The sequence below is a fragment of the Streptomyces sp. cg35 genome (genome assembly GCF_050410835.1).
Classification (GTDB): Bacteria; Actinomycetota; Actinomycetes; order Streptomycetales; family Streptomycetaceae; genus Streptomyces.
The window spans coordinates 5,732,219-5,744,477 of the sequence record NZ_CP191268.1 but is presented as its reverse complement, the minus strand read 5'-3'; the positions used below and the strand labels follow the sequence as shown (position 1 = coordinate 5,744,477).

Genomic DNA, 12,259 nt, shown 5'->3' with positions numbered 1-12,259 from the left:
CGATGACGACGACAACGGTGCCGACGGCGGCTCCTCGCGCGCGTACCCGTTCCCTGGCCTGGCACGTGGGCGCGCTGGCCCTCCTCCTGGTCCTCCTCTATCCGGTGGTGTGGGTGTTCACCGCCGCGGTGAAGCCCGCCGACGAGATCCTCTCCAGCTTCAACCTGCTGCCCTCGACGATCACTTGGGGCGGATTCAGTACGGCCCTGGACGGCATCGCCGAGGTCCCCGCCTGGCGCTTCTTCAGCAACTCCCTGATCCTGGCGCTCGGTTCGGTGCTCGGCAACGTCCTGTCGTGCTCCATCGCCGCGTACGCCTTCGCGCGGCTGCGGTTCCGGGGGCGCGGGCCCATGTTCGCGGTGATGATCGGGACGATCCTGCTGCCGACGCATCTGCTGCTCATCCCGCAGTACACGATGTTCCAGCAGGCGGGCCTGGTCGACACGTACGTGCCACTGCTGCTGGGCAAGTTCCTCGCCACGGACGCGTTCTTCGTGTTCCTGATGGTGCAGTTCGTACGGAACCTGCCGCGCAGCCTCGACGAGGCGGCGTTGATCGACGGCTGCGGCCACTTCCGCATCTTCGGCCACATCGTGCTGCCGCTGCTGCGGCCCGCCCTGATCACCACGGCGATCTTCACGTTCATCTGGTCCTGGAACGACTTCTTCGCCCCGCTCATCTATCTGCAGTCGCCGGAGAAGTACCCGCTGCCGCTGGCCCTGCGCCTGTTCGTCGACTCGACCAGCAGCCAGGACTACGGCGCGATGCTCGGCATGTCGGTCCTGTCGCTGCTCCCGGTGATCATCTTCTTCGTGGCGTTCCAGCGGCTGCTCATCGAGGGCGCGGCGACATCCGGGATGAAGGGGTGACCATGAACTCCTCGGCCGCACAGGCCCGTCGGCGCGACACCCCGTACGGGGAACGCTTCACGCTCTTCGCCGAGGTGCTGTGGATCGGGCTGCTCGTGGCGGCCGGTTCGCTGCTCGTGGTGACCTGGCCGGCGGCGATGGCCGCGGGCTGCGCGGAGGTGCGGCGCTGTGTGCCGGACGGGCCCTCGACCGGTACGGCCCGTCGTTTCCTGGCGGACTGGCGGGGGGCCCTGCGCGGCGGTTCGGCGGTCGGGGCGCTGGGGCTGCTGGCCCTGGCTTTCCTGGCCGCCGATCTGCGGCTGGCGGCCGCCGCCGGGGATCTGCCGTTCTTCTGGGTCCTCGCGCTGGTGGTCGGCGGGGCGGCCGGGGCGGTGGTCGTGCTGCAGATCCGGGTTGCCGCCCGGTGGTCGGTCACGGGGCGGTGGGCCCGGCCGCGGTGGGATCCGGGCGGGACGGTCATGCTGGGCGGGGCCGTGCTCGTCTCTGCGGTGTGCGTGTGGCAGTTGCTGCTGCTCGCTCCGCTGGTCGCGGGGGTACTGGCCCTGGCCGCGGTAGCCGTGGACCGGCGCTCGGGACACTCCCCGGGGCTCCGCCCCGGCCCCCGCTCCTCAAACGCCGGAGGGGCTTGAGGTGCCGGTTGGGCCCGAGATGGAGCTGAGGATCAGTGCCCCAGGGGCGCGGGGAACTGCGCGACCAGCCACGACGTCTCGGCAGTCGCCGACGAAGCACCGAACACCCACGGCGCCGAGGCGCCTGCGTCAAGGGGGACGCCATGACTGAGGACGACCGGCGAAGGAGCGGCAGCGTAGGCGCCGAGGACGTCGCAGCGCAGGCCGGCGTGTCCCCGTCGACAGTGAGCCGCTGCTTCGCCTCCCCGCACCAGGTCCGCCCGGAGACGAGGGCCCGGGTCCTCGCCGCGGCGGAGCGGCTCGGGTACCGCCCCAGCCGGATCGCCCGTTCGCTCGCCCTGGGGCGGACCGGGACCCTCGGGCTGATCGTCCCGGACATCGCGAACCCGTTCTTCGCCGTGATCGCCAAGGCGGTGCAGGCCCGTGCCCGCCGCAAGGACTACGCGGTCTTCCTCGCCGACACCGACGAACACCCCGACGACGAGTACGAGTTGGCGCTCACTCTGGCCCGGCAGGTCGACGGGCTGCTGCTGGTCGCCCCGAGGATGGACGGCGACCGGCTCGGCGAGGTCGTGCGGCAGGTACCGAGCGTCGTGGTGAACCGGAGCGTGTCCGGTGTGCCGTCCGTCGTCGCGCCGAGCGAGGACGGCCTGCGCCAGGCGGTGGCCCATCTGCACGCGCTCGGCCACCGCCACCTGGCCCTGATCCTGGGCGCCCCCAACTCCTGGTCGAGCGAACAGCGCGGCCACGCCGTGCGGTACGCCGCCGAGCAACTGGAGCTGAAGGTGACCGAGTTCGGGCCGCACGAACCCAAGTTCCACACGGGTGCCCAGGTCGCCGATCTCACCCTGGCCGCGGGCGCGACCGCGATCGTCGCGCACAACGACCTGATGGCCCTCGGGGTCCTGGCCCGGCTGGCCGAGCGCGGGGTGCGCGTGCCCGACGACGTCAGCGTGGTCGGCGCCGACGACACCCTGCTCGCCACCACGGCCACCCCTGCCCTCACCTCGGTGCGCATCCCCCTCGACACGCTCGGCGAACGGGCCGTCGACCTGATGCTGCACCGCCTGGACCACCCCGACAGCACGCCGCAACACGCTGCTCTGAACAGCGAGTTGATCGTGCGCCGCTCCACCGGACCCGCCCCGCGAAAGGATGCCCGACCATGACCTCCGCCGCTCCCAAGCGCGCCGCGATCATCGGCACCGGCCACCGCGCCCAGATGTACACGAAGGCCCTCGGTGCCCGCGCCCACTACGCCATCGCCCTCCTCGCGGACCCGAGCCCGACCCGCATCGCCCACCACAACCGGCTCCTGGCCTCCCTCGGCCGGCCGGCGGCCACCACCTGCGACCCGTCCGACTTCGCCGCGGCGCTGCGCCGGGACCGTATCGACGAGGTCGTGGTCACCACGGTCGACGCGACCCACCACACGTACATCAACGCCGCTCTGGAGGCGGGCTGCCGCGTCGTCACGGAGAAGCCGCTGACAACGGACGCGGAGAAGTGCCGCTCGATCCTCGACACGGTCGAGCGCACCGGCGGCGAACTCTCCGTCGGCTTCAACTACCGCTACAACCCGGCCCACGAGAAGGTCTGGCAGCTGCTGCACGACGGCGCGATCGGCGAGATCCGCTCGGTCCACTTCGAATGGCTCCTCGACGTCCGCCACGGCGCCGACTACTTCCGCCGCTGGCACCGCGAGAAGCGCCACAGCGGCGGCCTCCTGGTCCACAAGTCGGGCCACCACTTCGACCTGGTCAACTGGTGGCTGGGCGCGGCCCCTTCAAGGGTCCACGCGGAGGGCGGCCTGGTCTTCTACGGCCGCGACAACGGCGAACGCACGGGCCTGCGCCGCGACTACGTCCGTGCTCATGGCTCCGCCGAGGCCGCCTGTGACCCGTATGCGATCGACCTCACCGCCGACCCGAACCTCGACTCCCTCTACATCCGGGCCGAGGCGGCCGGCGACTCCGACTACGTCCGCGACCGCAACGTCTTCGGCGACGCCATCGACATCGAGGACGACCTGTCCCTCCTGGTCCGCTACGACTCGGGCGCGACGATGACGTACCACCTCACGGCGTACTCCCCCTGGGAGGGCTACCGGGTCATGTTCAACGGCACGGCGGGCCGCCTGGAGCTGGAGGTGGAGGAGAACACCTGGCAGCCCCCGCGCGTCGCCTCGGGCGCCGAGGGCGCGCACGGCGGGGTGGTCATGGACCGCCCCGGCCGTACGTCGATCCTGCTGCGCCCGCTGTGGGAGGCGCCCCGCGAGATCCCGTACGAGACGGCAGCCGGCTCCCACGGCGGCGGCGACCTCCGCATGCTGAAGGAACTCTTCGGCCCCCTCGGCGACGGCTCGGACGAGGGCGCGGCCCCGGCGGCGGGCAAGGGGGCAACGGCGCGGGACGGGGCGCTGGCGCTGGCCGTTGGGGTGGCCGGTAACCAGTCGTTGGTGACGGGGGCTCCGGTGGAGACGGCCGACTTGTGGTGACCGTGCCCCTCACAGCAGCTGGTCGGCCTTCCCCTCTGTGATGTCACGGATCAGGGCGCGGGGCGCGTCGCGAGTGCCGCTGAGGTGCGCCTCCTCGGCACCCGCTACGGCGATGCGGGCGTCGCCTCCGGGGAGGCGGCGAGCTGCGCCTCTCTCCGCCACCGCTGAGTCGGCACCCTCTGCATCACGGTCCACGGCTACCGCCTCACCTTTCCTGCGACACCGAAGCCGTGTATCCCTACGCCTCCACGCCTGGCCGCCGGTAACACCAAGTGGCTCCGTACAGAACGTCCGCCTCAGACAGGGGCAAGATTTCGCCTCCACGTACAGCTTCTGATGATTGCGGAATGTCGCACTTTTTCTTCAGATTCGATCAAACACTGTATGGGTACACATCGATCCGGCCCGTCTGAAATTCGACACAATCACCGGTCTGGGGCTTACCATACGGGGCCGCTCGACCCTCGTTTCTACCCTCCGAAAACTCCACCAGAAGAACGTCGGAGCCGATTCGGATGGCCACGACGGAGTCCTCGTCAGCGCTTGCCACCGTACCTTTGATCGCGACCGGTGCTCCCGGGGAATCCGCCACCAAGCATCCGCCCCTTCTGCCTCGTTCCAGCTGGCCACCCCTCCAGGGATATCCACCTCGACGACAGCTACCGATCCGACAACAGGAGGCTCAGCACCACGCCAATAGGCCCAAGCTCGACCGGCGGGCCCACTGAAAGTAATTGCAGGCCCCGGTTCACCGGTAGCGCCATCTTGCTTTTTAGGATTCTGAAGAGCATTACTTCAACCCTAGCGGTACGCGAACCATGACATTGTCAACGATCCAGGTATTCGTAGGAGACCTCGTCGAGATCGAAGCCCCGAGGGCCGTTCAGCTGAATTGGTGAGTGACGATCCAGTACTCATCCTCCTCAACGGTGACCGCATACAGCGTCTTGTTGTCCAGGGACAAACAACAGAACTCGGGCCTCCCGATGACAGAGGCAACCCGAGAGGGGAGTCCGAGAGGGTCGTTTCTTTCGGTTACCTGGAACCACCCTGCCTCCATAGAGCCCGGCCCCCACAGGATGATGAGGAATTCACCGGTATGCGATGCCAGCTTGGCGTGCAGAACTTTCCAGTGTTCGTCCAGGATTCTCAGGCCGCGTGCACTCTTTTCCGCGGCGACTTCCGGACGAACTCGACCACCGGCCACCGCCAGAATCGCTTTGGCCGGAGGAATAGCATCGGGGATGGGTGGAGTAGCTGTCATCTCCAGCCCGCAACTCCGCAGTTTGGATTCCCAGGCCATGACGTCATTATTCCTAGCCACTATGTCCCCCATCCGCACTTGTAGAAGAAATGATGGTCGCCGCCGGGTTTATCTATGGCGGCATAACGCTCCCAGGAGTCCTGATATCTGTAAAGGTTACCGGGAGCATTATCCCATCCGAAATTGACGCCACTCCTCGACGGGTCGAGTTTCGGTTGCCCTGCGTGGAAGTGCGGACCTGCCCGGCCGAAGGTGTGCTCGACAATGACTCGTGAACCGTTCGGTGTCTCAAACTGCCGGAACCTGCCGAGGTGGGAGTCCGTTGACGAGTAGAAGTGGCCGGGCATGTGAGCCATATGCTTGACGTCCGTGACGATCCATTCGCCTGTCGAAAGGATTGCCCCTCTCGCCCTTCGGATAATCCGGGGCCAGACCCAAGCTGTCAGTCTGTCGAAGTGGGTCGTCCACGTACGTGGCTGGATTGGGCGCGGGGGTCAGCCCGAGGGGATCGGGTGAGACATATCTAGCCGTGCCAGGGTCGTAATGGCGGAATTAGTTGTAGTGAAGCCCGGTTTCTGGGTCGTGGTACTGGCCAGGAAACCGGAGAGGGGTGTAGCCCGAAGCGTCGGTGTTCCATGCCGCAGTGCCCCAGAGCGTGCCGCGCGTCCGCCACGCGACCTCGCCCCGCTCGTCGATGAGTTCACTGGACGTGCCCACCAGGTCGGTGACGATGGCGAAGAAGCGGGAGTCGATCTCGGACTGCGGGGCGTCGGCCGCGGTGAGGCGTCGTTCGGTCTGGGCGATGGGGTGCAGGCCCCGATGGTCCCAGGTGAGGGCTATCGGGTTCGGCAACTCGGGGCTGCGCGTGGTCTGTTCGCACAGGGTCGTGCCGTCCCAGGTGAACTCGATCCGCTCGACGACCGTTTCACCGTCGGTGGCCAGGCGGAGTTTCGCCGTGCGGCGGCCGAGCGTGTCGTAGGTATCGAGATCGGATTGTCGGAGCCGATCTCGCCCCAGCTCTTCCGGGTGACCTCGTCCTCGGTCGCGTACGGGTTGCCCTCGTTGATCAGCGCGCGCACGCCCCACTCCCAGCGCTCGCAGAACGACGTGAACGACTCCGTGACGTTCTCCACGCCCAACTCGAGCCAGGAGAGCGCCAGATCCGAGAATCCGCGCCCCGCCCCGGCCTCGCCGACCATGCCGAGTTCCTTCAGCTCCCTGAGTGCCTCGGTCAGGCCCTTGGCGATCAGGCCCAGCCCCTCGGCCTTGAGGTCCTTGCCGCTTTCGCCGCCCCCGCCGGTCATGCGTGATCCCCCTCGCGTACGTCCTCGTCCACGTCGATGTCCACCGCGGCCTCGTCGGGCACGATGCCCTTCACCGGCGGGAACACCGTCCCGCCCTCCGGTGCGTCCGCGCAGTCCAGCGCGACCCCGCACGGCACCCCGGCTGCGGGCACCGCCACATCCAGCAACTTCGCGCCCAGAACCGTGCGATACGTCCATGTTCGCGACATCTCACCACGCAGCTGCGCATAGCGGGCAAGCGCCTGCTCGTCGGAGAACGCCAGAATGAAACGGATCCCGTTGAAGTCGGCCGTCAGCAGCCCGCGATCGCCGTCCGCGCCGGGCTCCTCGCCCAGGGGGACCAGCACGGCAGTACGCCGGAACTCGCCGAGCAGCTCCGCGAACTCCCGCCTGCGCGCGGCCACATCCGCGGCGTCAACGAGAGGCTCGCGAGCTACTGGTTCCCGCGGCGCGTCTTCCGCCGGTGCGACCTCCGTCGGTGCGGGGACCTCACGGTCCTCCGGCTCGTTCTCCGCCAGCTGCGCGTACTCGTCGAACACCGAACGACGTATGCGCTCAGGCGTCTCGTTGCTTCCCCCCGGTTCTCTCCACGCACGGCATCTTCACATCGGCGCATTACCGATCGCAACGAAATGCCGCCGGAGCGAAGCAGGAGTGGTGAAACGCATCTACGGACAAAGGGCGCCGGGCACCCGCCGCCCGACGCCCGTCTCCCCCGCTGAACCGCCTGAACCGCCCGACCCGCCTAACCCCGCGCGTCCTCCGGGATCTCCACCAGCCACCGGGTGTCCCGGCGGGGTCGCAGGTAGAGCGCCCAGTACAGCGTGGCGGCCGCCGTGATGCCGCCCGTCCAGAGCAGGTACGACGCCTCCTGCTGGCTGAGGATGTACGCCATGACCGCGATCAGGACCACCGGGACCGCGGGCCACAGCGGCATGCGCCAGGCGGCCCGGTCGCGGTGGGTGCCGCGGCGGGAGAGGAGGGCGGCGACCGCGACGAGGAGGTACATGCCCGTCACGGAGACGCCCGTCACGCCGTAGAGGGTGTCGAGGTTGACGAAGCAGAGGGCCGCGCCGGGCACGCCCACCACGAGCGTGGCGACCCACGGAGAGCCGAAGCGGCCGAGCTTGGCGAGGCCCTTGTTCACGGCGGACGGCCACGCCTTGTCGCGGGCCGAGGCGAACAGGACGCGGGAGTTCTGGATGACCATGACGATGCCCGCGTTGATGATGGCGAGCGCGACGCAGAGGGAGACGAACGTGCCGACGGCCGAGTTCGACCAGGCCTCGACCATGGAGCCGATGTCACCGGAGGTGAGGGCCGACAGGTCCTTGGCGCCCATCGTGATCGCCACGACCGGGACGAGGATGATCACCGTCGAGATGGCGAGCGTGGCGAGGACCGTGCGGGAGACGGACGTGCGGGGGTTCTCCAGCTCCTCGGAGAGGTAGACGGCGGTGGAGAAGCCCTGGGTCACGAAGAGGGCGATGGCGAGGCCGGAGACGACGAGCATCGCGGTGACCGTGTCCGCGTGGCCGTCGCCGCCCGCGACCTGCATGGAGACCAGGGAGCCCGCGCCGCGCTCGGCGTGCGCGAAGCCGAGGACCGCGACGACGGCCGCGGCGATGACCTCCAGGACGAGGAAGATGCCGGTGATCCACGCGTTGGCCCGCAGGTCGAGCAGGCCCGCGAGGGTGGCGAGCAGCATGACGCCGGCGCCGGCGATCGACGGGTCGAGGTGGACGAGCGGGGCGAGGTAGTCGGCCGTACCCATCGCGATCACCGGCGGCACGATCATCACGACCAGCAGCGACAGGACGAAGACGAGCCAGCCGGCGAGCCGTCCCGCGAGGGTGGAGACCATGGCGTACTCGCCGCCCGCGCTGGGGATGAGCGTGCCCAGCTCGGAGTAGCAGAACGCCACGCCGATACAGAGCAGCGAGCCGATGGCGATGGTGAGGGCCGTCGCCGTGCCGAGGCTGCCGAAGAGGTCGGGGACGACGACGAAGAGCGTGGAGGCGGGCGTCACGCACGACAGCGTGAGCAGGGTGCCGCCGACGACGCCGATGGAACGCTTGAGCTTCTGGGGCGGTGCCGTGTTCGGCAGGGGCTCCACCGCGGGGACGGTGGTGGGGCGAAGCGTGTCGGTCATGGAGCGGTTCCGATCGACTCGTGCGACAGGTGGTTCGGGCGGGAGCGCTATCGCCTCCGAAGGCTGTGATGGTGCGCTGGTGGTGCGGGTACGTCCGCTCCCGGCGCGTCATGGAACCTCGCCGATATCCGGAACGTCAACGCTCGTTTCCCTGCGGATTCCGCACCCGCAACCTGCGCCAACTGCCCGCGCTTCCTTAGCCTTTCGCAAAGCCGGCCGAGTTCCAGGCAGCGGATTCGAAGATTGACCTTGCTATCAAAGGTGAATGCCTCGACCTGACTGCGGCGTCCGCTTCATCCCCTACGTACGGGAACCGCAGCCGCTCCCTCGAACTTTGCCGGAACTTGTCCGCAGTGCGGACACCGGGGCAGCCCTAGGCGGCGGGCAGGCCGCGTGCGGCCACGTGCGTGCGCAGCAGCTCGGCGAAGGCGCGGGAGGCCGCCGAACGGTAGCCGCCGTCCCGGGTGAGCAGCGCCGCGGTGCGGTGCGGCAGCGGTGGGTCCAGCGGCACCGGCGTCAGGCCCGGCCGGTCCAGGGTCACGGCGTCCGGCAGCACGGTGGCCAGCGACCCGCCCCGCACGATCTCGATGAGCGCCAGCGCCGAGTCCGCCTCGACGGCGACCCGCGGGGACACGCCCTGCGCCGCGAAGTAGGTGTCGATCCGCGCCCGGGTCGCGAAGTCCCCGGCGAGCAGCGCCAGGTCCCGCCCGGCCAGCTCCGCGACCGGCAGCGGCACCGGACCGCCGCCGCCCCCGGTCACCACGCCGAGCGTCTCCCGGAACAGGGGCTCGGCGGCGATCCCGGAGGCCGGGGCGTCGCCGAACGCGATCCCCACGTCGAGCTCGTCGGCGAGCAGGGCCTCCGCGATGCGGTCCTGGTCCGCATCGCGCACGGTCAGGTCGAGACCGGGGTGGCGGGCGTGCAGCGCGGCCAGGAGCGGCCCGACGAGATAGGCAGTGAAGGTGGGCGTGACGCCGAGCCGCAGGTGCCCGCGCGACAGATCGCGCACGTCCCGCACGGCCCGGTCCGCGGCCGCCAGCTCGCTCAGCGCCCGCCGCGCGTGGGCCACGTAGACCTCGCCCGCGTCGGTGGCCCGGACCGTGCGCCCGGAGCGGTCCAGCAGGGGAAGGCCGACGGCGCGCTCCAGCTGGCGGATCTGCTGCGACAGGGTCGGCTGGGAGACGTGCAGGGCCTCGGCGGCACGGGTGAAGCCGCCGTGCTCCACGACGGCGAGCAGATAGCGCAGGTGCCGCAGTTCCACGGGAGCCATGACAGCAGCGTAGCCCGGGCCATAGCTGCCATCTATAGGAGACATGGACAGCGCGACTTGGACGCTATAGGTGCAGTTCAACCACACTGGGGTCATCGGTTCGCACCGGCCGGCCCGGAGGGCGAACCGCCGCGAACCACACCGACTCACCGCACGCCGACGACCCCCACCGGAGGCATCCCATGGACTACGCACAGCGCACCGTCGACCTGGCCCGCCAGAACGTCGCGGACGGCGGCCGCCCCTTCGCGACCGTCATCGTGAAGGACGGCGAGATCATCGCCGAACGCGCCAACCAGGTCGCCCAGACCGACGACCCGACGGCCCACGCGGAGGTGCTCGCCGTGCGCGACGCGTGCGTGCGGCTCGGCACCGAGCACCTGACCGGCGCCACGATCTACGTGCTGGCCCAGCCGTGCCCGATGTGCCTGGGCGCGCTCTACTACTGCTCCCCCGACGAGGTCGTCTTCGTCACGACCCGGGACGCGTACGCGCCGCACTACGTCGACGACCGCAAGTACTTCGAGCTGGACACGTTCTACGACGAGTTCGCCAAGCCCTGGCAGGAGCGCCGGCTGCCGATGCGCCACGAGCCGCGCGAGGGCGCCGTGGACGTCTACCGCCTGTGGCAGGACCGCAACGGCGGCGACCGCCGGGTGCCGGGCGCGCCGGTCTCCGGCACCGCGCGGTGAGACGGGCACGCATGACACGGGTGGGGCCCGGCCGGAACGCTCCGGCCGGGCCCCACCCGTACGACGGGACGGTCAGTGGTTGCGCGGGAAGCCCAGGTCGACGCCCGCCGGGGCCTCGGACGGGTCCGGCCAGCGGGTGGTGACGACCTTGCCGCGGGTGTAGAAGTGCGTGCCGTCGTTGCCGTAGATGTGGTGGTCGCCGAAGAGGCTGTCCTTCCAGCCGCCGAAGGAGTGGTAGCCGACGGGGACCGGGATCGGGACGTTCACGCCGACCATGCCGGCCTCGACCTCCAGCTGGAAGCGGCGGGCCGCGCCGCCGTCCCGGGTGAAGATCGCGGTGCCGTTGCCGAACGGGGAGGCGTTGATGAGGGCCACGCCCTCCTCGTACGTGTCGACGCGCAGCACGCACAGGACCGGGCCGAAGATCTCGTCCTGGTACGCCTTGGCGGACGTGGGGACGTTGTCGAGGAGCGAGAGACCGATCCAGTGGCCGTTCTCGTGGCCCTCGACCGTGTAGCCGGTGCCGTCGAGGACGACGTCGCAGCCGTCGGCCGCCGCGCCCTCCACGTAGGAGGCGACCTTGGCGCGGTGGACGGCCGTGATGAGCGGGCCCATCTCGGACGTCGGGTCGTTGCCGGGACCGATCTTGATCTTCTCGGCGCGCTCCTTGATCTTCGCGACGAGCTCGTCGCCGACCGAGCCGACGGCGACCACGGCCGAGATGGCCATGCAGCGCTCGCCCGCCGAGCCGTACGCCGCCGAGACCGCCGCGTCCGCGGCCGCGTCCAGATCGGCGTCCGGCAGCACCAGCATGTGGTTCTTGGCGCCGCCGAGCGCCTGCACGCGCTTGCCGTTGGCGGAGGCGGTGGTGTGGATGTACCTGGCGATCGGGGTCGAGCCGACGAAGGAGACAGCCGCGACGTCCGGGTGCTCCAGGAGGCGGTCGACGGCCACCTTGTCGCCGTGGACGACGTTGAAGACGCCGTCGGGCAGCCCGGCCTCGGACAGCAGCTCCGCGATCTTCAGCGACGCCGACGGGTCCTTCTCCGACGGCTTCAGCACGAAGGTGTTGCCGCACGCGATGGCGATCGGGAACATCCACATCGGCACCATGGCCGGGAAGTTGAACGGCGTGATGCCCGCGACGACACCGAGCGACTGACGGATCGACGACACGTCCACCCGGTTCGCGACCTGCGTCGACAGCTCGCCCTTCAGCTGCACGTTGATGCCGCACGCCAGGTCGACGATCTCCAGGCCGCGCGCCACCTCGCCGAGCGCGTCGGAGTGCACCTTGCCGTGCTCGGCGGTGATCAGCTCGGCGATCGCGTCGCGGTTGGCGTCCAGCAGGGCCCGGAACCGGAAGAGGATCTCGGTGCGCTTGGCGAGCGACGAGGTGCCCCAGCTCGCGTACGCCTCCTTGGCCGCGGCGACGGCCGCGTCCACCTCCTCGACGGAAGCGAAGTCGACCTGGGTGGTGACGGCGCCGGTCGCCGGGTCGGTCACCGGGCCGTGGTTGCCCGACGCGCCCTCGACGGTCTTGCCGCCGATCCAGTGGTGGACCAACTTCGTGTCAGACATG

The 12,259-nt window shown here is 69.7% G+C and carries 11 protein-coding genes and 1 pseudogene; 5 read left to right on the top strand and 7 right to left on the bottom strand.

Annotation, left to right across the window (positions count from 1 at the left end):
- The first annotated feature begins 2 nt into the window (after positions 1 to 2).
- From ACQUQD_RS26280 to ACQUQD_RS26265, 4 genes are all read left to right on the top strand, one after another.
- Positions 3 to 869 (top strand): carbohydrate ABC transporter permease, encoded by an 867-nt coding sequence (locus tag ACQUQD_RS26280; RefSeq protein ID WP_428954588.1) that lies wholly within the window; start codon positions 3 to 5, stop codon positions 867 to 869.
- A gap of 2 nt (positions 870 to 871) precedes the next feature.
- Complete coding sequence (locus tag ACQUQD_RS26275) at positions 872 to 1,498, top strand: hypothetical protein (RefSeq protein ID WP_428954587.1); 627 nt, start codon at positions 872 to 874, stop codon at positions 1,496 to 1,498.
- A 143-nt stretch (positions 1,499 to 1,641) separates the two neighbouring features.
- The gene (locus tag ACQUQD_RS26270) at positions 1,642 to 2,667 is read left to right on the top strand and encodes a LacI family DNA-binding transcriptional regulator (protein ID WP_428954586.1); all 1,026 of its coding nucleotides are present in this window, start codon (positions 1,642 to 1,644) and stop codon (positions 2,665 to 2,667) included.
- Positions 2,664 to 3,995 (top strand): Gfo/Idh/MocA family protein, encoded by a 1,332-nt coding sequence (locus tag ACQUQD_RS26265; RefSeq protein WP_428954585.1) that lies wholly within the window; start codon positions 2,664 to 2,666, stop codon positions 3,993 to 3,995. The genes ACQUQD_RS26270 and ACQUQD_RS26265 overlap by 4 nt, the downstream gene beginning before the upstream one ends.
- An 883-nt stretch (positions 3,996 to 4,878) precedes the next feature.
- Here the strand turns inward: ACQUQD_RS26265 and ACQUQD_RS26260 are convergent.
- The 6 genes and pseudogenes from ACQUQD_RS26260 to cynR all read right to left on the bottom strand — a co-directional run bounded on the left by ACQUQD_RS26260 (position 4,879) and on the right by cynR (position 9,985).
- Positions 4,879 to 5,298 carry a hypothetical protein gene (locus tag ACQUQD_RS26260; protein ID WP_428954584.1) on the bottom strand — a complete coding sequence of 140 codons (420 nt, stop codon included), beginning with the start codon at positions 5,296 to 5,298 and terminating at the stop codon, positions 4,879 to 4,881.
- Between the two features lie 20 nt (positions 5,299 to 5,318).
- Positions 5,319 to 5,606: an HNH/endonuclease VII fold putative polymorphic toxin gene (locus ACQUQD_RS26255; RefSeq protein ID WP_428954583.1), complete on the bottom strand. Its 288-nt coding sequence runs from the start codon at positions 5,604 to 5,606 to the stop codon at positions 5,319 to 5,321.
- A gap of 76 nt (positions 5,607 to 5,682) precedes the next feature.
- Positions 5,683 to 6,237, bottom strand: a pseudogene (locus ACQUQD_RS26250) (RHS repeat-associated core domain-containing protein); the annotation flags it as partial.
- 322 nt (positions 6,238 to 6,559) lie between these two features.
- Positions 6,560 to 7,102, bottom strand: coding sequence for a hypothetical protein (locus ACQUQD_RS26245; protein WP_428954582.1), 543 nt, complete (start codon positions 7,100 to 7,102; stop codon positions 6,560 to 6,562).
- Positions 7,103 to 7,308: 206 nt separating this feature from the next.
- Positions 7,309 to 8,715: an APC family permease gene (locus ACQUQD_RS26240; RefSeq protein ID WP_428954581.1), complete on the bottom strand. Its 1,407-nt coding sequence runs from the start codon at positions 8,713 to 8,715 to the stop codon at positions 7,309 to 7,311.
- A 373-nt stretch (positions 8,716 to 9,088) separates the two neighbouring features.
- Positions 9,089 to 9,985: a transcriptional regulator CynR gene (cynR, locus tag ACQUQD_RS26235; RefSeq protein ID WP_428954580.1), complete on the bottom strand. Its 897-nt coding sequence runs from the start codon at positions 9,983 to 9,985 to the stop codon at positions 9,089 to 9,091.
- A 182-nt stretch (positions 9,986 to 10,167) separates the two neighbouring features.
- Here cynR and ACQUQD_RS26230 point away from each other — a divergent pair, with 182 nt between their 5' ends.
- Positions 10,168 to 10,677 (top strand): nucleoside deaminase, encoded by a 510-nt coding sequence (locus ACQUQD_RS26230; RefSeq protein ID WP_428954579.1) that lies wholly within the window; start codon positions 10,168 to 10,170, stop codon positions 10,675 to 10,677.
- A 72-nt stretch (positions 10,678 to 10,749) separates the two neighbouring features.
- Here ACQUQD_RS26230 and mmsA read toward each other — a convergent pair whose 3' ends face one another.
- Positions 10,750 to 12,258: a CoA-acylating methylmalonate-semialdehyde dehydrogenase gene (gene mmsA / locus ACQUQD_RS26225; protein WP_428954578.1), complete on the bottom strand. Its 1,509-nt coding sequence runs from the start codon at positions 12,256 to 12,258 to the stop codon at positions 10,750 to 10,752.
- Position 12,259 lies beyond the last annotated feature (1 nt).

Coding starts and splice junctions, on each gene's coding strand:
- ACQUQD_RS26265 (WP_428954585.1), top strand. CDS start 2,664: ATGACCTCCGCCGCTCCCAAGCGCGCCGCGATCATCGGCACCGGCCAC.
- ACQUQD_RS26280 (WP_428954588.1), top strand. CDS start 3: ATGACGACGACAACGGTGCCGACGGCGGCTCCTCGCGCGCGTACCCGT.
- cynR (WP_428954580.1), bottom strand. CDS start 9,985: ATGGCTCCCGTGGAACTGCGGCACCTGCGCTATCTGCTCGCCGTCGTG.
- ACQUQD_RS26255 (WP_428954583.1), bottom strand. CDS start 5,606: ATGCCCGGCCACTTCTACTCGTCAACGGACTCCCACCTCGGCAGGTTC.
- ACQUQD_RS26275 (WP_428954587.1), top strand. CDS start 872: ATGAACTCCTCGGCCGCACAGGCCCGTCGGCGCGACACCCCGTACGGG.
- ACQUQD_RS26260 (WP_428954584.1), bottom strand. CDS start 5,298: ATGGCCTGGGAATCCAAACTGCGGAGTTGCGGGCTGGAGATGACAGCT.
- ACQUQD_RS26240 (WP_428954581.1), bottom strand. CDS start 8,715: ATGACCGACACGCTTCGCCCCACCACCGTCCCCGCGGTGGAGCCCCTG.
- ACQUQD_RS26270 (WP_428954586.1), top strand. CDS start 1,642: ATGACTGAGGACGACCGGCGAAGGAGCGGCAGCGTAGGCGCCGAGGAC.
- ACQUQD_RS26230 (WP_428954579.1), top strand. CDS start 10,168: ATGGACTACGCACAGCGCACCGTCGACCTGGCCCGCCAGAACGTCGCG.
- mmsA (WP_428954578.1), bottom strand. CDS start 12,258: ATGTCTGACACGAAGTTGGTCCACCACTGGATCGGCGGCAAGACCGTC.